Origin of the sequence: Algoriphagus namhaensis (genome assembly GCF_042649705.1) — a bacterium.
In the GTDB taxonomy this organism is placed as follows: Bacteria; Bacteroidota; Bacteroidia; order Cytophagales; family Cyclobacteriaceae; genus Algoriphagus; species Algoriphagus namhaensis.
In genome coordinates this window covers 1,246,450-1,266,994 of record NZ_JBHRZS010000007.1, presented here as the reverse complement: position 1 = coordinate 1,266,994, position 20,545 = coordinate 1,246,450, and the positions used below count along the sequence as shown (strand labels likewise).

The 20,545-nt window shown below is 41.7% G+C and carries 18 protein-coding genes; 10 read left to right on the top strand and 8 right to left on the bottom strand.

The features are described 5' to 3' along the window. Window positions 1-9: 9 nt before the first annotated feature. From ACFOSV_RS13805 to ACFOSV_RS13780, 6 genes are all read right to left on the bottom strand, one after another. Complete coding sequence (locus ACFOSV_RS13805; protein WP_377906602.1) at window positions 10-894, bottom strand: metal ABC transporter permease; 885 nt, start codon at window positions 892-894, stop codon at window positions 10-12. After that, complete coding sequence (locus ACFOSV_RS13800) at window positions 884-2,176, bottom strand: metal ABC transporter permease (protein ID WP_377906601.1); 1,293 nt, start codon at window positions 2,174-2,176, stop codon at window positions 884-886. Before ACFOSV_RS13800 ends, ACFOSV_RS13805 begins: the two co-directional genes overlap by 11 nt. A gap of 5 nt (window positions 2,177-2,181) precedes the next feature. Continuing rightward, window positions 2,182-2,970: a metal ABC transporter ATP-binding protein gene (locus ACFOSV_RS13795; protein WP_377906600.1), complete on the bottom strand. Its 789-nt coding sequence runs from the start codon at window positions 2,968-2,970 to the stop codon at window positions 2,182-2,184. Continuing rightward, on the bottom strand, window positions 2,967-3,878 hold the full coding sequence (locus ACFOSV_RS13790; protein ID WP_377906599.1) for a metal ABC transporter solute-binding protein, Zn/Mn family: 912 nt from the start codon (window positions 3,876-3,878) through the stop codon (window positions 2,967-2,969). Before ACFOSV_RS13790 ends, ACFOSV_RS13795 begins: the two co-directional genes overlap by 4 nt. Next, window positions 3,875-4,534 carry a metal-dependent transcriptional regulator gene (locus ACFOSV_RS13785; RefSeq protein ID WP_377906598.1) on the bottom strand — a complete coding sequence of 220 codons (660 nt, stop codon included), beginning with the start codon at window positions 4,532-4,534 and terminating at the stop codon, window positions 3,875-3,877. The genes ACFOSV_RS13790 and ACFOSV_RS13785 overlap by 4 nt, the downstream gene beginning before the upstream one ends. A 305-nt stretch (window positions 4,535-4,839) precedes the next feature. Beyond that, on the bottom strand, window positions 4,840-5,967 hold the full coding sequence (locus tag ACFOSV_RS13780) for a hypothetical protein (RefSeq protein WP_377906597.1): 1,128 nt from the start codon (window positions 5,965-5,967) through the stop codon (window positions 4,840-4,842). Between the two features lie 20 nt (window positions 5,968-5,987). Here ACFOSV_RS13780 and ACFOSV_RS13775 point away from each other — a divergent pair, with 20 nt between their 5' ends. Together ACFOSV_RS13775 and ACFOSV_RS13770 are read left to right on the top strand one after the other, a co-directional pair. Then, window positions 5,988-6,803, top strand: coding sequence for a 2,3,4,5-tetrahydropyridine-2,6-dicarboxylate N-succinyltransferase (locus tag ACFOSV_RS13775; protein WP_377906596.1), 816 nt, complete (start codon window positions 5,988-5,990; stop codon window positions 6,801-6,803). A gap of 12 nt (window positions 6,804-6,815) precedes the next feature. Beyond that, the gene (locus ACFOSV_RS13770; protein ID WP_377906595.1) at window positions 6,816-7,415 is read left to right on the top strand and encodes a tetratricopeptide repeat protein; all 600 of its coding nucleotides are present in this window, start codon (window positions 6,816-6,818) and stop codon (window positions 7,413-7,415) included. 35 nt (window positions 7,416-7,450) lie between these two features. On the opposite strand, the gene ACFOSV_RS13765 is transcribed toward ACFOSV_RS13770, so the two are convergent. Beyond that, window positions 7,451-8,176: a molecular chaperone DnaJ gene (locus ACFOSV_RS13765; protein ID WP_377906594.1), complete on the bottom strand. Its 726-nt coding sequence runs from the start codon at window positions 8,174-8,176 to the stop codon at window positions 7,451-7,453. Between the two features lie 192 nt (window positions 8,177-8,368). Here ACFOSV_RS13765 and ACFOSV_RS13760 point away from each other — a divergent pair, with 192 nt between their 5' ends. From ACFOSV_RS13760 to ACFOSV_RS13735, 6 genes are all read left to right on the top strand, one after another. Then, window positions 8,369-8,776: a DUF4332 domain-containing protein gene (locus ACFOSV_RS13760; protein ID WP_377906593.1), complete on the top strand. Its 408-nt coding sequence runs from the start codon at window positions 8,369-8,371 to the stop codon at window positions 8,774-8,776. A gap of 82 nt (window positions 8,777-8,858) precedes the next feature. After that, the gene (locus tag ACFOSV_RS13755) at window positions 8,859-10,394 is read left to right on the top strand and encodes a helicase HerA-like domain-containing protein (RefSeq protein WP_377906592.1); all 1,536 of its coding nucleotides are present in this window, start codon (window positions 8,859-8,861) and stop codon (window positions 10,392-10,394) included. A 20-nt stretch (window positions 10,395-10,414) separates the two neighbouring features. Further along, a complete protein-coding gene (locus ACFOSV_RS13750; protein ID WP_377906591.1) occupies window positions 10,415-11,638 on the top strand; it encodes a BaiN/RdsA family NAD(P)/FAD-dependent oxidoreductase in 1,224 nt (407 codons plus the stop codon). Between the two features lie 8 nt (window positions 11,639-11,646). Further along, entirely contained in the window at window positions 11,647-11,991 is a 345-nt protein-coding gene (locus tag ACFOSV_RS13745) for a hypothetical protein (protein ID WP_377906590.1), read from the top strand. A gap of 54 nt (window positions 11,992-12,045) precedes the next feature. Then, window positions 12,046-13,005 (top strand): YheT family hydrolase, encoded by a 960-nt coding sequence (locus tag ACFOSV_RS13740; RefSeq protein ID WP_377906589.1) that lies wholly within the window; start codon window positions 12,046-12,048, stop codon window positions 13,003-13,005. A 50-nt stretch (window positions 13,006-13,055) separates the two neighbouring features. Then, window positions 13,056-14,579: an FMN-binding glutamate synthase family protein gene (locus ACFOSV_RS13735; protein ID WP_377906588.1), complete on the top strand. Its 1,524-nt coding sequence runs from the start codon at window positions 13,056-13,058 to the stop codon at window positions 14,577-14,579. Here ACFOSV_RS13735 and lhgO read toward each other — a convergent pair. Beyond that, window positions 14,576-15,778 carry an L-2-hydroxyglutarate oxidase gene (lhgO, locus tag ACFOSV_RS13730; RefSeq protein ID WP_377906587.1) on the bottom strand — a complete coding sequence of 401 codons (1,203 nt, stop codon included), beginning with the start codon at window positions 15,776-15,778 and terminating at the stop codon, window positions 14,576-14,578. The genes ACFOSV_RS13735 and lhgO overlap by 4 nt on opposite strands. A 159-nt stretch (window positions 15,779-15,937) precedes the next feature. On the opposite strand from lhgO, the gene ACFOSV_RS13725 reads away from it, so the two are divergent. After that, window positions 15,938-18,415, top strand: coding sequence for a DUF5686 and carboxypeptidase-like regulatory domain-containing protein (locus tag ACFOSV_RS13725; RefSeq protein WP_377906586.1), 2,478 nt, complete (start codon window positions 15,938-15,940; stop codon window positions 18,413-18,415). A 146-nt stretch (window positions 18,416-18,561) separates the two neighbouring features. After that, a complete protein-coding gene (thrS, locus tag ACFOSV_RS13720) occupies window positions 18,562-20,511 on the top strand; it encodes a threonine--tRNA ligase (protein WP_377906585.1) in 1,950 nt (649 codons plus the stop codon). Window positions 20,512-20,545 lie beyond the last annotated feature (34 nt).

Below are 20,545 nucleotides of genomic sequence, written 5' to 3'. Positions count from 1 at the left end.
TGTGATAAACTAAGGATTTGCAATCGAAGTTCCAGAAACCGCGGTTCTTCCTTTTGCTTTCACTACAGCACTCAGCAAAAATAATACCCCAGCGACAGTCACCATCATTCCAGCTATAGAACTATCGAATAAATAGGCCAAATAGTAACCTAAAATGGAAATAACTATCCCGAGAATGGAAGTAAGCTTAATGAGTTTCATCAGTTCCTTCGTCCAAAGAAAAGCCGTAGCGGGAGGCACTACCAAAAGCGCAACCACCAAAATGGCACCGACGGCCTCAAAGCTACTCACCGTGGTATAGGACACCATGCTCATGAGTGCAAGGTTGATTGATTTGGAAGGTAAACCCATCACAGTGCCGAAGCCTTCATCGAAGCTGGTTAGGGTCAATTCTTTGAAGAATAGATAGATAAAGCCTCCAACCAAAACAAAGTTTAGCAATGCTAAATAAGTGATTCTTGGGCCTAGGTTTGTCCCTGATCCTGTGATCCAAAGATCGATAGGTAAATAGGCTATCTCACCATAAAGCACGCATTCTTGGTCTAAATCGACCTTGTATGCCAGGAGATTGATTAGAATAATTCCGATGGCAAAGAGTAGGGTAAAGGTGATACCTATGGAAGCATCTAGTTGCACTCTAGCTTTTTTGCGAAGCCAATCAATGATAAGCGTTGCAATAATCCCTAATATTCCAGCACCTATGATCACTTCCAAGCCACGCTGACTTCCGGATACAAAGAATCCAATAACAATGCCCGGCAATACTGCATGAGAAATGGCATCTCCAGTCATGGACATTTTGCGCAGCATCATAAACACGCCGAGCAATCCACAAGAAATTGCGATAAGCGATCCTGTGAGGATGATTAGAAATGCGTTTTGATCAAAGCTCATAATTGTCTCGGGGGATGTTTTCCTGATGCGGATCGACCTGCGGAAAGTTCAATCGTTTCTCCAGCATAGCTTCCAGTTCAGGTGTGATAATATGCTCTAGTTTTTCGGCCGAATCGTGCACGTGATCCGGTGCTATATTCATGTACTCGGTAAGGTAAGTTTCCCAAAGTCTATGCAGACGAACAACACGCTGAGCTTCAGAAATACCATAGTCTGATAGTCTTATAATATCCTGATTTTTAATCAGTAAACCATTTTTGAATAAATAATTAATTGATTGCTCTGTTTCCTTCTTTTGGAAGGGGTAGAGCTCATAGATATTTTCTATAGTCAACGGATCTCGGTTGAGTTCTTTCGCTTTGTAAAGGGCCTTAAGTACGTGCTCGTTTTGGGTTTTTTTCAAGTACTTGTTTCTGGAAAAGTACCTGGAAATGGTCCCTTTTTTGGGAGCAAAAAGAAAAGATAAAAAGGCAATCAATGACAAGCAGACCACCACCCAAGGGCCAGTCGGCATCTGGGGAATGACGAAAGAAACATAGGTACCTGCGATTCCTGAGATCACTGCAAAGAAGCCAGAAAGAATCAGAAGCTTGGAAAGATTATCTGTCCAGAATCTAGCTGCAGCACCTGGAGTAATCAAAAGAGCAGCCATCAAGACTACTCCAATGGCTTGAATTCCGATCACAACAGAAAGTATCATTAGCACATTAAAAACTAGCCTGATCATGCCCATGGGATATCCGATGGACCGACCGTAGTCTGCATTGAAAACGAGTAGGCTAAATTCTTTTTGAAAAAGTGTCAGTGCAACTATGATCATGATCGCAAGACCACCATAAATCCAGAGATCTTCCTCCAGTATGGCAATAGCATTCCCAAAGATGAAATGATTTAAACCAGCCATTTCGGGATTTCCTGACTTTTGGATAACTGTAAGAAGGACGATGCCAAATCCAAAGAAAATAGAAAGAATAGAGGCTATGATAGCGTCTTCAGACAGCTTTGTGTTCCGCTTAAGCCAACTTGTGAGAAAAGTAGCAAGCGCGCCTGAAACAAATGCTCCACCTACGATAAAGAGCGGATTTTTTTCTCCTGCTAAAATAAACCCGAGACAAATCCCTGGAAGCACGGCATGTGAAATGGCATCGCCAAGCAGGGCTTTTTTGTCCAAAAAACTATAAGTACCTACATAGGCCGAACCCAAACCCAGTAGGGTAATGCCGATCACCACATAAAAAATACTCGGATCTTGGAAGGTAAAGAAGTAGGTAAAGTTTTCCATAAGGCCTAGCTCTTTAAAGGGTTGAAGCTTTGCTTTCTGACTAGTTCAGAAACCTTGGAAAGTAGATTCAATTTTCCGCCATAGGTTTTTCTGAGAAGCTCTTCGGTCACCACTATTTCCTTGGGGCCTGATGCGACTAAGTGGAGATTCAACATGATGATCCAATTGAAGTAATTCATGGCAGAATAAATATCATGATGCACCACGATCACGGTTTTACCTTCTTGGGTCATTTGCTTCAATAGCTCAAAAATGGCCGTCTCGGTAGCCATATCCACTCCTGCAAAAGGTTCATCCATCAAATACAAGTCTGCATCCTGAGCCAAGGCTCTCGCCAAAAAAACACGCTGCTGCTGCCCTCCAGAAAGCTCGGAGATTTGTCGATTGATAAATGCGCTCATCCCAACCTTATCCAAGCTGGCAAGTGCTATTTCCTTTTCCTTTTTCCCAGGGCGTCTAAACAATCCAAGTTTTCCATAAGTACCCATCATCACCACGTCCAAAACTGAGGCAGGAAAATTCCAATCCACAGATTCACGCTGGGGAACATAGCTAATTCTTGATCTGACTTCTTCTAATGATTTGTCGAAGATCTTGACAAAACCACCAGTAGGATTGACCAAGCCCATTATAGCTTTGATCAAAGTTGATTTTCCGGCGCCATTTGGGCCGAGAATTCCAATTAATTGACCTTGTGGAAGCGTTAAGTCCACATTCCACAACACCGGGCTTTGCTCATAACTCACAATCAAATCATGAACTTCTAAAATGGGAGATTCGGCTTGTACTATCATGAGTTGAGGTTGTTAAAGATCATATTGATATTGGCGCGGACCATCCCAATATAGGTGCCAGCAGGAGTTCCTACAGCATCAAGGCTATCGGTATAAAGTGGTCCAGCAAGTTTAATGGGATGGTTTTGATTGGCACAGCCGGCCACTACGGCTTCAATCGCTTTTGGGGAGATGGTTTGCTCCGCAAAAACGGCTTTGATATCACGCTCTACAATAAATGAGACCAAGCCGGTCAGATCACGAAGCCCTGGTTCGCTTAGGGTGGAAAGTCCTTGAAGTCCTTTAACCTCTAGCTGATAGGCTTCGCCAAAATAGCCGAAAGCATCATGAGCGGTAATCAAAGCTTGATTTGTTTTCCGAAGTAGGGTAGCCTTTTCTATAATTTCTTTATTCAGCAAATCGAGTTCTGCTTGAAAAGCCCCAGAATTCTTTTTCAATTCTCCCGTCCAATCAGGACGCCAAAGCATTAGCTCTTTGGCAGTATAATCCATGGATTCACTCCAAAGGGACACATCAAACCAAATATGTGGATCTACGCTGTGTGCTTCAGGTCCACTTCGAATTAGCTTTTTGCTGTCCAGACCTTCGGATGCATTGATAATTTTCTTTTGGGTAGCTAGTTTCTCAAAAATTTCGGTCATTTTACCTTCGAGAAACAAGCCATGGTAGATAATCAAATCCGCATTTTGGAGTAGGTCCAAGTCACGCACAGATGCCTTATACAAATGTGGGTCTACACCAGCGGGCATTAATGGAACCACGGTGGCTAAATCTCCAACAATATTTTGAACCCCATCTGCGAGGATACTTGTGGTCACCACGATTTGTGGTTTGCTTCTTTGCTCTGGAGAGTCAAAGCGGCAAGACCCCAGAATGAATAAGAATGCTATAATCCAAGCTCTTTTCATGAGACTACGATCAGGATATTTGATGCTACATCTTTTGACATAAAAAGCTTCTTCTGTTCGACTGCTATTTCTACTGATCCGTCAAATTCTACTTTGTCCAAAAGTCTGATTCTAGCGCCTATGTAAGCGCCCACTTTGTCTAAATATCTGAGGAAGGCTGCAGAGCTATCTTTGACTGCAACGATCTGTCCATTTTGACCAATTTCCATTTCACTCAAAGCGATCCGAGGCCGGGCTTTTACATCTCCAAACTCATCTGGAATTGGGTCACCATGAGGGTCGAATTTCGGGAAGTTTAGAAACTCATCAAGTCGCTGAATGAGTAGGGGGGAGCGGACATGTTCTAGCTGCTCTGCTACCTCGTGAACTTCGTCCCAACTGAACCTTAATTTGTCCACCAAAAACACCTCCCAAAGTCTATGTTTTCGGATGGTTTGTAGGGCGTATTTTTTTCCCTCATCCGTGATTTGGAGCCCGTAATATTTACGATAGTTGATAACTTTTTTCTCTCCAAGTTTGCGAAGCATATCACTCACCGATGCTGGTTTTGTTTTCATTTCTGAGGCCAGGTCATTGGTTGATACTCCCTTCTTACCGCCATCGGAAAGGTGGTATATCGCTTTCAAGTAATTCTCTTCTGAGTTAGTCAGGGTCATGTTTGAATTTCCGTTTAGACAAAGTTAGGATTATATTTTAGATATAGCTAAATATATTTTCAATAGAAGCTAAATCGACTGTTGATAACTCATTTTCATCCGTGGATGTTGATTTAGGTTAGTCTAAAATAATTTATTTTTTAACCTAAAAATATTCATAATAAACTCAATTTAAATTTGTTGTAAAATCAAAAAATCACAATCGAGGCTTATTCAGGTTGATTTTACTCAGTTTCCAAAAGGGTGAAACGAGTGTAAACTAGAGAGGGTAGGTGGATAAGTATTAGCCCTGAACGTGGATAACCTTAAGCTTGGATTAGACCTTCGACCAGCTTTAGAAAGCCAGGTTTATCCGACTCCCAATTCACTTCAAGCTGATTGGGATTTAAAAAATAGACCTGGTCCAAGGCCAGTCGAAATTGAGACAGGTATTCCTGAGGTTTGTAAAAATCTATTGAGAAACCTCCTGCACTTTCTTTGAAAAAGCTTTTCCAAGTTTCATTCTTTGGATAAAGAATTGGGATTCCCAATGCCTGGCCTTCGAAAAATTTGGAAGGGATTTTTCCTTCAAAAGCGGCGTGAATTTCATAAGGGCAGAGGAGGAAATCTGCGCTTTGAATGGCCTCAATTATTTCTGAATGTGGGACTGGGATTGAGTCGATTTTCAAGTCTATTTGAGGTTGATTTTCGACTTGTTTTAAAAGCACTTTTTCAAATTCCGGGACGGTAGTTTGCCCAATAATTGTAAGCCTCGAAAATGGATATTCTTTCACGACTGCTTTGAAAAATTCTATCCCATTCAGGGTTCCAAATGACTCAGCCAGGGTGCCGGAAATCACAAAGTGATAACCATATTTTTCTTCTGGTTTTTTAGGCAAAATAGTCTTGATTTCACCCACGAATTTATTCTCTAAAACGAGTGCTGGCTTTCGATCGTGGAACTGACTTTGGTAGCATTTTTCCGCAAGGATATAATGATCTATTGCTTTACTTTCTTCTGCCAGTTTGATCACTTTTTCCCAAAGTTTGATCTTCCAATCAGGACTATTTTTCCGTAAAGAAAGGTTGAGGATATAGTTTTCCTGAACGTCATAGATCAGTCGAAAACCAATCTTGTCTTTGAGTTGTTGGACTATGGGCAGGTATTCAAACGTACAACAGATGACTAGCTGAGGCCGTATTTCCAAGAGTAATTTCCGAAATATCAATTGCGCTTTGATGCGACTAATGAGGCTATTGGGAACGGCTTGAGAGGAGTGGAATTTTACTTTATGAGATATTTCAATCTTTTTGGTTGAAAAACCTATGATGTTTATCTCGTATTTATTTGTTTCACGCAGCGAAAGCCCAAATTTTTCCCAAGCCCGGGTATCGTGCACCGGTTTTAAGGTGGATGCGATTACGATTCTTGGGGGTGAAACTGCATCGGGCATAAACGAAACTAACTAAAAAAATGGAACTGAAAACCATCATTGAAAAAGCTTGGGAAAACAGAGAGCTTTTACAGGAAAAAGAAATTCAAATTGCTATCAAGGACACCATTGATGAATTAGATCTTGGTAAAATCCGTGTGGCTGAGCCTTTGGAGTCAGGTGGATGGCAGGTGAATGACTGGGTGAAAAAGGCAGTGATTCTTTATTTCCCCATTCAGCAAATGAAGACCATAGAAGTGGGTCCTTTTGAGTTTCACGACAAAATTGCTCTCAAATCAAACTATGCCAAGCAGGGAGTACGCGTGGTACCTCACGCTATAGCTCGATATGGCTCTTTTCTCGCTAGAGGAGTAGTGATGATGCCAAGTTATGTTAATATCGGAGCTTATGTGGACAGTGGCACGATGGTTGATACCTGGGCGACCGTTGGTTCTTGCGCGCAAATAGGAAAGAATGTTCACCTCAGTGGTGGAGTAGGGATTGGCGGAGTTTTGGAGCCGGTTCAGGCTGCTCCAGTGATTATCGAAGACGGTGCGTTTATCGGCTCTAGGGCCATTATTGTGGAAGGCGTGAAAGTAGAGCGTGAGGCCGTTATTGGTGCTGGCGTTACCTTGACCGCAAGCTCAAAAATCATAGACGTGACCGGATCTGCTCCTAAAGAATATCGTGGAATTGTGCCCGAGAGATCGGTTGTGATTCCTGGAAGTTTGGAGAAAGAGTTTGCTGCCGGTAAATATCAAGTGCCTTGTGCTTTGATCATTGGCAAGCGAAAAGCTTCCACCGACCTCAAAACTTCCCTTAATGATGCGCTGCGCGAGAATAATGTCGTAGTCTAAAATTAGTAAAGAATGAAAAAATTATTTCAGGTCAGCATGATCATTACGATGATCTCTTTGGTTTTGGCCTGTAAGCCAGAAGTGTCGCCAGGAGATCAGTTTTTTGCAAAAGGTCAATTTGAACAAGCAATTGAAGCCTACAGTCAAAAACTTGAATTTTCACCCAATGACGTGAGGATCCTTTACAATAGAGGTCGTGCTTTTGAGGAAATGAAAAAGTATGAGGAAGCAAAATCCGATTTTGATAAAGCTTTAACCTTGGATCCGAATAACTTTCAGGTATTGCTATCCTTGGCTAATCTGAATCACAAGCAAAAGAAGTATAATGCTGCATTGCTTTATGCGAACAAAGCCGCCGAAATTCCAGGAGCTCCTGCCATGGCTTCTTTTATGAAAGCCAGGGCACAGCATCAACTTGGAGATACTAAAGAGGCGCTTGCTTCTTATGGGCAGGCCATTCAAATTGATAAAGATTTTGGCCAAGCTTATTACAATCGTGGTTTATTGAAAATTGCGACGGGACGAATAGGCTCTGCATGCGAAGACTTCCAACTCGCATTAGCTCTTGAATATCCAGGAGCGCAAGAAGCTTCAAATAAGTATTGTAAATAAACAAAAAGCCAGATTTGAATCTGGCTTTTTACTTATCAATTTTCAGGAACTACATCGTGATCATGTACTTCTTCCGTATGGTCGCAAATGGCATCTGAGGCCAATCGGCCTGAACCTCCGCAAGTCCTACAAGCGCTGACTTCCTTTTTGGTGCCTTGACATACAGGGCAAGTGAGTCTTCCGTTTGCAGCACATCGCTCACATTCAAAGTACTCAACGATGTTGAAAATGTTCTTTTTGGTGATCATCCCTGTCCCGCCGCATCGGCTACATCCCACCACTCCTTTTGCCTTGCAATAGTCGCAATCCTGTTCGATTTCCTTATTGCCATCACAAGTGAAGCAAGCCTTGTATCTATATCCACGACGATCACAGAGCTGGCACATTTGAATGGATTTGAGAGGCTCAGAGAGCTTTTCTTTTAATTCTTTGGCTCCGTCATAATTTTCTCCCGTGAAGCCGGTGAGCTCAAGGTATTTGTTGAGAAAGTTTGCGCTGTTATCAAATTGGTCTAAGTGGTAAAGCGTCTCCGCGAAAAAATAGGGCATCTCTTCCGGCAGCGGAAGCCCAGAATCAATCAGATTTCGAAAAATATTATTCGCTGTAACGAAGTCCTGTCTCTCCATTGCCGCAATTGCACCTGTCATCCATTTATCCGTTTGTCCCAAATTTGGAAGTACTTGAGCTTGGACTTTGCCAGTGAAAATAGCAGTAAGCACCAATAGGACTACAAGCGTGTTTTTCTTCAAGATTTTATCCACAGAATTCAAAATTATTTATTCAACCAGCAAGAAACTTAAAAGTGGTTGAGCTCAAAAGTTAATTTATACAAATCTCGTATTTTCCATTCTTATTCTAGAAAAGGATTTTAGAAATTAAATTTTGTCTTTATTTTAGGCCTGCTTGTTTTAATGGTAAATCAGGCGAATCATTTAGTAAAACAAATAAATTTTATGGCACAAACAATCACGATGATCGAAAGCATTGGCCCAGCTTTCAAAGAAAAATTGGCTGCAGCTGGTGTTACCACTGTTGAAGGACTTTTAGAAAAAGGAGCTACCAAAACTGGAAGAAAAGGCATTGCCGAGGCTTCTGGCATTGCTGAAGGCAAGATCCTGGACTGGGTAAATATGGCAGATTTGTTTAGAATCAAAGGAGTTGGAAGCCAATTTGCTGAGCTATTGAAAGCTGCAGGAGTAGATACCGTTAAGGAGTTGAGAAATCGAAATGCAGCTAATTTACACGCAGCATTGGTTAAAACTCAGGCAGAAAAAGGATTGACTAGAGCAGTACCTTCTGAATCTCAAGTCGCGGGTTACATTGACTCCGCTAAGGAGCTTGAGCCTGTGGTAACGTACTAAAATTCTTAATTTGAATACCCAAAAGAACCTTTTTGCCATCGGCTTAAAGGTTTTTTTGTAGCTTGTTTTCAAATCTTCATAAATGGAAAAGGTAGAAAAATTTAAAAAAGTCTTGACTGATGGTCAAGTGTATAAAAAGGACTTTTTAATCTTAGGTACGGGTATACTTGATGGTAATCCAGTATCAGGAGCGCAGATTAAACTTCCGCTCAAAACCTTAAATCGTCACGGCTTGATTGCAGGTGCTACGGGTACTGGTAAAACCAAAACACTTCAGGTGCTGGCTGAGCAGCTTTCGCTTAAAGGTGTACCATCTGTGTTGATGGATCTAAAAGGGGATCTTTCTGGCTTGGCTCAGCCTGGTGAGGCGAATGATTTTATTCTCAATCGATCCAAAGTCATTGGTGTGGACTATGACCCTATGGGCCTTCCAGTGGAGTTGATGTCCATTTCCAATGAAAAAGGAGTAAGACTCAAAGCTACCATTTCTGAATTTGGCCCGGTATTGATCAGTCAGATTTTGGATTTGAACGATACCCAGCGAGGTGTCATAGCTCTGATTTTTAGATACTGTGACTTGCATCATCTGCCTCTTTTGAATCTGAAGGACTTGAAGCGGATGCTTCAGTTTGTGACGAATGAGGGAAAAGAAGTAATCACGAAGGAATTTGGAAGCGTTTCTTCTGCTTCTGTTAGTACCATCATGCGAAAGATCATTGAGCTAGAGCAACAAGGCGCTGAGAAGTTTTTTGGGGAAAAGTCCTTTGAAGTTGAGGATTTCTGCCGTCAGAAATATGGAAGAGGAGTGATTTCCATCATCAGACTCACTGATATTCAATCCAGACCTAAGCTCTTTTCTACCTTTATGCTGAGTCTGCTTTCTGAAATTTATGAGACTTTCCCTGAGCAAGGAGACGATGACAAGCCTAAACTTTGCCTATTTATAGATGAGGCTCATTTGGTCTTTGATAATGCATCAAAGGACCTTTTAGAAAAGATTGAAGCGATCGTAAAGCTAATTCGCTCAAAGGGAGTGGGAGTTTATTTCTGTACCCAGACCCCAACGGATGTACCTGAGAATATTCTTGGTCAGCTCGGTTTAAAAATACAACATGCCTTGAGAGCGTTTACCGCTAAAGACCGAAAAGCAATTTCCAAAACCGCAGAAAACTATCCGGATTCTGAATTTTATGAGACTTCCAAAATTTTGACTTCCATGGGAATAGGAGAGGCTTTGGTTACGGCCTTGAATGAGAAAGGCATTCCTACTCCTCTAGCTCATACGCTCGTGAGAGCTCCCATCACTCGTATGGATATTTTGACCAATAATGAAATCAATTCCTTGGTGGCATCTTCAGATTTGGTAGGCAAATACAATGAGGATGTCGATCGCGAAAGTGCCTTTGAAATGCTGGAAAAGAAGATGGAGAAAATCGAGCAGGAGCAGGAAAAAGCCAGTCTTCCTAAGCCCAACCTTGGCACTGCAAGACGTACCAAAGAAGATGAATCCCTCATTGAAGAGTTGAGTAAAAATACCATGGTAAGACAATTAGGACGAACCATTTTCCGAGAATTAACTCGCGGTATTTTGGGGTCATTTACTGGTAAAAGAAGATGATCTTAACTAATTGATAATCTGTGAGTAATAAATTAAAAATTGCTGTAATTGGTGGAGGAGCTGCTGGCTTTTTTTCTGCAATTCATGCAGCTGATATACATACTGATGTCCACTTATTTGAGAAGAGTTCGAAGCTACTTTCTAAAGTGAAAATTTCCGGAGGCGGTCGCTGCAATGTTACGCATAGGCCCTTGCCGGTTTCAAGCCATGTGAAAAATTATCCAAGAGGTGAAAAATTCCTCAAAAAGGTTTTTCCAAAGTTCACTTCTCAAGACACCATGGATTGGTTTGAGAGTAAAGGAGTGCCTTTAAAAATAGAATCTGATGGTCGGGTTTTTCCAGTTTCGGATGATTCGCAAAGTATCATCAATGCTTTGACCAAAGAGGCGCAAAAGTCGCGAGTGCAAATCCATTTGAATTCGGGAGTCTCAGAAATCAAAAAATCTGAACTAGAAGGCTTTGAACTTAATGTGAATAACAGTCATCTTCATTTTGATCGCTTAATTATTTGCACGGGAGGTCACCCAAAGCTCTCAGGATTTGAATTTTTATCTCAGCTCGGACATAAAATTCTGGACCCCATTCCATCTCTATTTACTTTCAACACACCGGGAGAACTGATTCGGGAGCTGAAGGGAATTTCTTTCCCAGATGGACATGTGAAGCTGGCAGGATCAAAATTAAACTATCGAGGACCTGTCTTAATTACCCATTGGGGAGTGAGTGGCCCCGCTGTATTAAAGCTTTCAGCTTTCGGTGCTAAATGGTTATTTGAAAGGGAGTATAAGGCTGAAGCGATTATCAATTGGGTCGCAGAATTTGGAGAAAATGACTTTTTGGCTCATTTATTGAACTATATAAACAAGCATCCCCAACAGCAGCTTGCAAAGCATCCTTTGTTTGGTATACCAAGCCGCTTTTGGTCGCATTTATGTTGGAGGTCAGGTATAACAGAAGGAGAACAAAACTTTCATTTGTCAAAAAAGCAAGTTAACAAGCTCGTTCAGAATCTTTTTTGTTATAATTTGCCCTTGAACGGTAAAACTACATTTAAAGAAGAATTCGTCACCTCAGGTGGTGTAGATTTGAATGAAGTAGATTCAGCAAACATGGAAAGCAAAATTCACTTAAATCTTTTTTTTGCAGGAGAAGTCCTAGATATAGATGGTATTACTGGAGGGTTTAATTTCCAGGCAGCATGGTCTACAGGTTTCCTTGCAGGTAAGTCCGCAAAGTCATCGTAAAAGCGCCTATGAATCAACATTACCCTAACCTATTATCCAAAATTGACGAAATGGCGGATGGTGACCAAGACTTTAAGAGCCAATTGACCCGAGCTATTAAATCTGGTATGGAAGAGTTAAAGCAGAAATATGAAGAGGGAATGATCCAAAGTAATGAAATGATCATCCAACAAGTTCGTCATAAGGTTAAGCCAACATTAATGCTTTTTGGTTTTGATGATTTGATCGAATTTCTAAATGAAGGAAAGGTAATTTTAGAAAGCGAGGGCTTCGGTCCAAGCTTTAATGCCCATGCCAAGCAGGTATCTGGGCAGCTGGAGAAAGCAATAGCCCAGCTTCATTCGCTGGAATAGTAGTTTTTTTTCAGGCACTTACTTTATTTACTTTTGTAGGAAACTCTCATTTCCATGCCAGTTATTCCTTCCACGTACCGAAAACCACCATTTTATCTTTTTAACGGGCATTTGGAAACCATAGTGCCGAGCCTTTTTAGGAATGTTGAGCACGTCGTCTATACTCGAGAAAAAATCCCTACACCAGATCAGGATTTCCTTAATCTAGATTGGGCAAAGGTTGGGAGCAATACCCTACTTATCATTTCTCATGGTCTTGAAGGAGATTCAGAACGTCATTATGTTCGTGGATTAGTAAAGCTTTTTAACAAAAATCAAGTGGACGTTTTGGTTTGGAACAATAGGAGCTGTGGTGGGGAAATGAATCTTCAACCCATCTTGTATCATCATGGAGCGAGCTATGACCTCAATACGACTGTAGAGCACGTTTTGGCTACGCAGAAATATGAGACTATCTATCTGACTGGCATCAGCATGGGAGGAGCTCAAACTCTCAAATATCTCGGTGAAAAGGGAGCAAATCTTCCTAACCAAATCAAAAAGGCCGCCGTATACTCCACCCCGGTTAATCTACCAAGTAGTGCCGCGACTTTGAAAGAGAAGCGAAATGTGTTTTACAAAAAGCGGTTTCTTGGAAAACTCAAAGAGAAAATGCGAAGGAAAGGAGAGCAATTTCCCGATTTAGTCGATTTGGAGTTACTGGAGCGTGTGAATGATTTTGACACCTTTGACACAGCGTTTACCGCAAAACTTCATGGCTTCGCTGATGCAAATGATTTCTACCAGTCCGTTTCTGCTGATCAATGGATGCCTGATATCGCCATTCCTACCTTGGTGATAAATGCCTTGAATGATCCCTTGTTGGGTCCGGAATGCTATCCTGAGAAATTGGCTAGAACCAAGGAAGAAATTATTCTAGAAATGCCAAAAAGGGGTGGTCATACTGGTTTTGTTTTGCGGGATGATGAATTTACTTGGGCGGAATACCGGTTTCGAGAGTTTTTGTTGGGGTGATTGCTTATGGCTTTTAGTATATTGAAGCCTAATCACCATTTGTCTCATCTATGCGCAAGTTCTTTTTTGGGGGACTCTTTCTCCTTGGTCTAATCACGATTTTTTTGATGTGGTACTTCCAATTCATGAATTTTGATTTGGGTCGTTTTGTGCTTTGGTTGCTTCTTTTACTCTTTTTTATTGGCGTTTATGACGTCTTTCAAAGAAAGCACGCAATCCTTAGGAATTTCCCTCTTGTAGGTCATTTTAGATATTTACTTGAATCTATTAGTCCTGAGATCCAGCAATATTTTATTGAAAGCAATACGGATGGAAAACCCTTCGATAGAAACACCAGAGCATTGGCTTATCGGCGGGCCAAAAGTGTGAATGATACTCATCCGTTTGGTACACAGCGAGATATAGGTGAATCGGATTACATGGCACTACGGCACTCCATCTATGCTGTCGTGCCAAAGGATAAGGATCCTAGAGTGATGATCGGCGGGAAGGACTGTTTACAACCCTATTCAGCATCTATTTACAATATTTCAGCGATGAGCTTTGGTTCCCTATCCTCAAGAGCAATCATGGCATTAAATAAAGGTGCTGCAAAAGGAAATTTTTATCATAACACCGGAGAAGGCGGGATTTCACATTATCATAGAAATGGGGGAGATTTAGTTTGGCAGATCGGAACAGGCTACTTTGGTTGTAGGGATGAACATGGTAATTTTTCTCCAGAGGCCTTCCAAGAGAAAGCCAATTGGCCCGAGGTCAAAATGATCGAAATTAAACTTTCACAGGGAGCAAAGCCTGGTCATGGAGGAGTTCTTCCTGGTGTAAAAAATACTCCTGAAATCGCTGAAATCAGAGGAGTTAAGGCAGGGGAGACCATTCTCTCTCCACCAGCTCATAGTGCTTTTCATAATGAAGAAGGGTTGATTGACTTTGTAAGTCAATTGAGAGAATTGTCAGGAGGAAAGCCGGTAGGCTTCAAGCTTTGTATCGGAAGGACAGAGGAGTTTCTGTCGATCTGTAAGGCCATGATGAAGCGAAATTCATTTCCTGACTTTATCACAATAGATGGGGCCGAAGGGGGTACAGGTGCCGCTCCTTTAGAGTTTTCCGATAGCGTAGGTATTCCTCTTTTGCCGGCATTGATTTTCGTCAGAAGTACATTGGAAAAGTTTGGGATTCGGGATCAAATCAAAGTCATCGCCGCAGGAAAGGCGATTAGCGCCTTTTCCATAGTAAGGAATATCGCAATCGGGGCTGATATCTGCAATGCGGCCAGAGGCTTTATGTTTAGTTTGGGCTGTATTCAGGCCTTGAGATGCAATTCCAATGATTGTCCAACTGGAGTGGCCACGCAGCGAAAAAGCCTAGAAAAAGGACTTGTGGTTACTGATAAGGCTGAGCGTGTATACAATTACCACAAGAACACTGTTCATGCCGTAGTGGAGCTCTTAGGCGCAAGTGGTCACCAACATACATCGGAATTAACAGCCGCAGATCTTGTCAGAGGAGATGAAATGATTGCCTTGGCAGATCGGTATTTTCCAGATAGCGTCATTACTCAGGTCGATCATTAATCAAATCGAGAGACGACCATGTCTGCTATGGTACCACCAATTGCCAAAGAGCTTGTGGCAGCAGGCGATGGGGCATTCAACACATTAATAGCTGTTTTAGTCTCCTCAATTGCAAAGTCATCCAATAATCCTCCTGTACGATCGCAAGCTTGAGCTCGAACGCCCGCACCTCCATCTTCCAGATCAGATTGTTGAATTTCAGGAATTAATTCCTGGAGAGCTTTGGTAAATGCAGCTTTCGAAAAGGAGCGGTATAGTTCTCCAAATCCTGTCTGCCAATATTTTGCAGCTACTTTTTGGAAACCAGGCCAAGCTAGGGTTTCTCCTAATTCACCCAAATCAACTTGAGACTTTTTGTATCCTTCTCTTTTGAAGGCTAACACTGCATTGGGTCCAGCTTCTACACCTCCTTTTTTCATTCGAGTAAAGTGCACTCCCAAAAACGGAAAATTTGGATCCGGAACAGGGTAAATCAAATTTTTAACCAGGTACTCCTTCTCCTTTTTCAGCTTATAATATTCCCCACGGAACGGAATGATTTTTACCTGAACATCCTTTTGGCTGGTCATTTGAGCGACCTTGTCTGAGTACAGACCAGCGCAGTTTACTACCAATTTTGCTTCTACAACCTTATCTGAAGTAATGATTACATTTAGATTACCATTCCTATTGATTTTAAGTACTTTATGATTATAAAAAATCTGTCCTCCATGTTGAATAAACTTTCGGCCATAGGCCAAAGCCACTTCGTAATAATCCACAATTCCAGTTTGTGGTACATGAATGGCCGCTACCCCGGCGCAATGGGGCTCGTACTCTTTTAGCTCCTCAAGTGTGATAGCTCGGGTACCGGTAAGTCCATTTTGAAGGCCACGCTCCAGCAAATTATTAAGTAGAGGCTTTTGCTCTTCTCTAGTGGCCACCACGACCTTTCCCGTGAGCTCGAAAGGAATGCTTTCTTCTTCGCAAAATTGCACCAATTCTTTGTAGCCCTGAAGACAATTGGTCGCTTTGAGTGAACCGGGTTTATAGTATAATCCTGAGTGGATTACTCCGCTATTGTTACCGGTTTGATGCTTGGCAAGTTGGGCTTCCTTCTCCAAGATTACTACTTTCAATTTTGGGGATTTTTGCTGGATTTTAAGTGCTGTAGCCAGCCCAACAATACCTCCACCCACTATTGCTATATCAAATGTCATAGGTGTAAATTTCAAACAAATATAAAAGCCTAATTTTCAAAACGGGTCAGTTTTTTAAGAGCTTTTAATAGTCAAAAGAGAACTTTATTTAATCAGATCCGATTTACTTGCCATATTCAGCTAATTTTGAAACGGATTTGCCCAATCCAGCTTAAATCAATGATGCGACTCCTTTTTTTCATTTTAATTTTTATTGGCTCATTTCAGGTCTCTGCTCAGCGAATTGTCAAAGGAAAAGTGACTGATGCCGAAACTGGTGACCCCATTCCCTTTGCCTCTGTCTTGCTCAAAGGTACTTCTGTGGGGAAATCCACAGATTTTGAGGGAAATTTTATTATCGAAAGCAATGTGTCTGCTGATAGTCTCCAAGTCAGCTATTTGGGGTATTTCAGTCAAACAAAGCCCTTAACAGATGCAAGGGAGCAAACCATCAATTTTCAGCTCAGGCCATCGGATTTTGAATTAGAAGCTTTTGTTTTTGAGGCGGGGGAAAATCCTGCTTTTGAAATCATAAGAAGAGCAGTCGCTAAGAAAAAAGAGTTTGATAAGCGGAATCTGGAGGCATATGAAACCAAAAACTACACAAAAATAGAAATCGACATTGACCAGGTTTCAGAGTCTTTTACACAGCGGAAGGCTGTGCAAAAAGTAACCAATGTCTTGGACTCCATCAAACAGCTCACCAACGATGAGGGGGAAAAGATTTTGCCGATATTCTTTTCTGAGACTTTATCGAAGTTTTATTTCAGAAATAATCCAGAGCTTAAGAAAGAGATTGTAGAAAAGTCAAAAGTGACAGGAGTTGGGATCACGGATGGATCCACCACCTCCCAGATCACCGGATCTGCTTTTCAGGAATATAATTTTTATAAAAATTGGCTTAACATTCTGGAAAAGGAATTTGTATCGCCGATTGCAGATGGCTGGAAAGGATTTTACGATTACGATTTATTGGATTCTGTGCTGATTGAAGGCGATTCAGCGTATTTGCTGCAGGTGTACCCTTTGCGGGAGCAAGACTTGGCTTTCTCTGGTACGATCTGGATCAATACCAAAACATATGCGCTCAAGCAGGTGGATTTAACGATCAACAAGGAAGCTAATTTGAATTTTATTGAGCGGATCAAAATCCAACAAGTCCTGCAGCCAACCGCTTCAGGACCATTAATTCCTTCCAAGACTAGAGTACAGATTAAAATAGGTCAAGTGACGCCAAATACGGCAGGGTTATTGGCAAAGTTCTACACCTCCGCAGATAGCGTTAAACTGAACGATCCTCAGCAGACTTCTTTTTTTAACCAAGCTGTAGTACTTCGACCAGACTTCGATTCGGGGGGAGAGGAGTTTTGGAAGGCCAACCGTCAAGATCCATTGAGTTCAGAGGAATTAGCAGTATTACAAATGGTGGATACACTGCGTAAGATTCCAGTGATTCGATTTTACTCTGAAGGCCTGAAATTCTTTGCTACGGGTTACTTGCCTGTTGGCAAAGTGGATTTGGGTCCTTGGCCCGGATTTTTCAATTACAATGATGTGGAAGGCGTAAGGTTGGGCATGGGCTTCCGAACTAACTTGAAATTCAGCAACAAATGGCTGCTGGAAGGCTATGCGGCTTATGGCCTTAAGGATGAAAGATTGAAGTTTACAGGCTCAGTCACGAGAATTCTAAATCGAGAGCGTTGGACAACTCTTTCTTTGACCTCACAGCGAGAAATTGACCAAGTGGGATTGGAGATTGAGAGTTTGGCGGGTAATAGTATTTTCTTGGCGGCAAGTAGATTTGGAACACTTCGACGGCCATATCTCAGTACCAACCATCGCCTGGAGTTTCAGCGAGAAATCTTCAAAGGGTTTCTACTTTCCGCAGGTCTTCGCACCAGTCAATTTGATCCGCTTTATGACTTCTTTTATTTAGAGAAAGATACCGGGGAGTATAAATCTGAATTTCATACCACAGAAGCCAAAGTAGGGGTAAGATATGGTCGCGATGAGATCATCATTATCAATGATAATGAGCGAGTATCCTTCGGTCCGTCTCGATGGCCTATTTTCGAATTAAACTACACTAAAGGTTTTCAATGGCTTGATGGGGATTTTGATTACTCCAAATTAAGTCTGTATGTCTATCAGCGTCTGAATATGGGGATGCTTGGGGTATCACGGTATGAAGCTGAAGCAGGAAAAATTTTCGGGGAAGTACCTTATCCTTTGCTCCGAAACCATCTTGGGAATGAAACCCTCTTCTATACCAATGCGGCATTCAATACCATGAATTTCAACGAGTTTGCTTCAGATCAATATTTCAGCCTGAGGTACAGACATTTCTTTGAAGGGTTTTTATTGAATAAAATTCCTTTGATCAAGAAGCTTAAGTGGAGAGGTGTAGCCAATGCAAATATTCTATTCGGATCGGTACGGGATGCCAATATTGCAAATGCTCCCACGGAAGACCCTGATGGCAATATGCTCGAAACATTTGGGCGGCTCGATCCTGCCAAACCGTATCTAGAGCTAGGCTATGGGATAGAAAATATCTTCAAATTTTTCAGGGTTGACTTTTTCCATCGGATGACCTATTTGGATAATCCTGGAGCAAAACCATTTGGGGTAAAAATATCGGCCCAGATTATATTGTAGGTTAGTTTATTGTTACTTATTCGCTATATAATCTAGAATCGTCGATTACAGAGCTTATTAATATTGAGATTCATTTTTCCTTTGGAATCTAGCTTTGCATATTTGCAGCTTAAACAATCGCCTGTTTGTAAAGGCTTTTTTATTTTATGTCACAACAAATTAAGATCACCCTTCCTGATGGAACAGTGAAGGAGTACGAAAAAGGAACTACCGGACTACAGATTGCTGCGAGTATCAGCGAGGGTTTAGCTCGGAATGTTCTAGGAGCCAAAGTAAATGGACAGGTATGGGATGCCACGCGGGCCATTCATGAAGATGCAAGCCTACAGCTATTAACTTGGAATGATTTGGAAGGGAAAAATACCTTTTGGCATTCTTCTGCGCACTTGCTTGCCGAGGCTTTGGAAGATTTATATCCAGGAATTAAATTCGGTATTGGACCACCAATTGAGACCGGTTTTTATTACGATGTTGATTTTGGTGATCATAAATTGGAGGGTGAGGAGCTAGAGAAAATAGAAGCCAAGATGGTGGAGCTTGCTCGTCAGAAAAACGAGTATATCCGCAAGGAAATCTCCAAAGCAGATGCGGTTTCCTATTATCAAAAGAAAGGGGATAAATATAAATTGGACCTTCTCGAAGGACTGGAAGATGGTACCATCACGTTTTATGAGCAGGGTAATTTCACTGATCTTTGCCGCGGTCCGCACATACCCAATACTGGCTTTATCAAAGCAGTGAAGCTTACCAACATTGCTGGTGCGTACTGGAGAGGTGATGAAAAAAGCAAAATGCTCACCCGAATCTATGGTGTCACTTTCCCGAAGGCAAAGGAGCTGAGCGAATATTTGACACTTTTGGAAGAAGCTAAAAAACGTGATCATAGAAAGCTGGGTCGCGAACTTGAGCTTTTTACCTTTTCAGAAAAAGTAGGAATGGGATTGCCGCTTTGGCTTCCTAAAGGAACCTTACTTCGAGAGCGATTGGTGAGTTTTTTAAAGAAAGCACAGGACAAATCAGGCTATCAGCAAGTGATCACACCTCATATCGGGCATAAAGCACTTTATGAAACTTCTGGTCACTATGAGAAATACGGAAAGGATTCATTTCAGCCTATAGCGACACCTCATGAGGGGGAGGAGTTTTTGCTTAAGCCGATGAATTGTCCCCATCACTGTGAAATATATAAGCATAAGCCGCACTCATACAAGGAATTGCCCATCCGCTATGCGGAGTTTGGTACTGTTTACCGGTATGAGCAAAGTGGAGAATTGCATGGATTGACCCGTGTGAGAGGCTTTACTCAAGACGATGCGCATATTTTCTGTAGGCCTGATCAGGTTAAAGAAGAGTTTATCAAAGTGATTGATCTGGTGCTTTATGTGTTTAAGGCCTTGGGTTTTGAAGACTATACGGCACAAATTTCACTTAGAGATCCAGAGAATCCTTCAAAGTACATTGGAGGAGATGAAGCCTGGAACAAAGCTGAATCTGCCATTATTGAGGCCGCTGCTGAAAAAGGACTTGACACCGTAACTGAGCTAGGTGAGGCTGCATTCTATGGACCTAAGCTTGACTTTATGGTTAAAGATGCCTTAGGGAGAAAATGGCAGTTGGGTACCATTCAGGTCGATTACCAGCTTCCAGATCGTTTTGAATTGGAGTATATCGGTTCGGACAATCAAAAACACAGACCAGTAATGATCCACCGTGCGCCATTTGGCTCTTTGGAGCGTTTTGTAGCGGTGTTGATTGAGCATTGTGCTGGTAATTTCCCACTTTGGCTTTCTCCTGATCAAATCAATATTTTGCCAATTTCTGAGAGATACTTGGACTACGCTGAAGAAGTGAAGGCTTTGCTTGATGAGCACGATATTGCAGGACATATCGATAATCGGGATGAAAAAATTGGTAGAAAAATTCGGGATTCAGAAGTGAAGAAAGTCCCATTTATGCTAATTTTAGGAGAAAAGGAACAGGAAGAACGAAAGCTTTCTGTTCGAAAACATGGGGAGGGTGACCTTGGAAGTTACACTCCAGAAGAATTTATAGCTTATTTTCAGGGAATTATCTCTGAGTCATTAGGCAGAGGCTAACTAGGATATATTTAATGTCCTTTTCTTTAATTAG

What these genes read in the sequence shown, in the direction of transcription:
- ACFOSV_RS13805 (WP_377906602.1), bottom strand. Translation starts at nt 894, where the DNA reads ATGAGCTTTGATCAAAACGCATTTCTAATCATCCTCACAGGATCGCTT.
- ACFOSV_RS13800 (WP_377906601.1), bottom strand. Translation starts at nt 2,176, where the DNA reads ATGGAAAACTTTACCTACTTCTTTACCTTCCAAGATCCGAGTATTTTT.
- ACFOSV_RS13795 (WP_377906600.1), bottom strand. Translation starts at nt 2,970, where the DNA reads ATGATAGTACAAGCCGAATCTCCCATTTTAGAAGTTCATGATTTGATT.
- ACFOSV_RS13790 (WP_377906599.1), bottom strand. Translation starts at nt 3,878, where the DNA reads ATGAAAAGAGCTTGGATTATAGCATTCTTATTCATTCTGGGGTCTTGC.
- ACFOSV_RS13785 (WP_377906598.1), bottom strand. Translation starts at nt 4,534, where the DNA reads ATGACCCTGACTAACTCAGAAGAGAATTACTTGAAAGCGATATACCAC.
- ACFOSV_RS13780 (WP_377906597.1), bottom strand. Translation starts at nt 5,967, where the DNA reads ATGCCCGATGCAGTTTCACCCCCAAGAATCGTAATCGCATCCACCTTA.
- ACFOSV_RS13775 (WP_377906596.1), top strand. Translation starts at nt 5,988, where the DNA reads ATGGAACTGAAAACCATCATTGAAAAAGCTTGGGAAAACAGAGAGCTT.
- ACFOSV_RS13770 (WP_377906595.1), top strand. Translation starts at nt 6,816, where the DNA reads ATGAAAAAATTATTTCAGGTCAGCATGATCATTACGATGATCTCTTTG.
- ACFOSV_RS13760 (WP_377906593.1), top strand. Translation starts at nt 8,369, where the DNA reads ATGGCACAAACAATCACGATGATCGAAAGCATTGGCCCAGCTTTCAAA.
- ACFOSV_RS13755 (WP_377906592.1), top strand. Translation starts at nt 8,859, where the DNA reads ATGGAAAAGGTAGAAAAATTTAAAAAAGTCTTGACTGATGGTCAAGTG.
- ACFOSV_RS13745 (WP_377906590.1), top strand. Translation starts at nt 11,647, where the DNA reads ATGAATCAACATTACCCTAACCTATTATCCAAAATTGACGAAATGGCG.
- ACFOSV_RS13740 (WP_377906589.1), top strand. Translation starts at nt 12,046, where the DNA reads ATGCCAGTTATTCCTTCCACGTACCGAAAACCACCATTTTATCTTTTT.
- ACFOSV_RS13735 (WP_377906588.1), top strand. Translation starts at nt 13,056, where the DNA reads ATGCGCAAGTTCTTTTTTGGGGGACTCTTTCTCCTTGGTCTAATCACG.
- lhgO (WP_377906587.1), bottom strand. Translation starts at nt 15,778, where the DNA reads ATGACATTTGATATAGCAATAGTGGGTGGAGGTATTGTTGGGCTGGCT.
- ACFOSV_RS13725 (WP_377906586.1), top strand. Translation starts at nt 15,938, where the DNA reads ATGATGCGACTCCTTTTTTTCATTTTAATTTTTATTGGCTCATTTCAG.
- thrS (WP_377906585.1), top strand. Translation starts at nt 18,562, where the DNA reads ATGTCACAACAAATTAAGATCACCCTTCCTGATGGAACAGTGAAGGAG.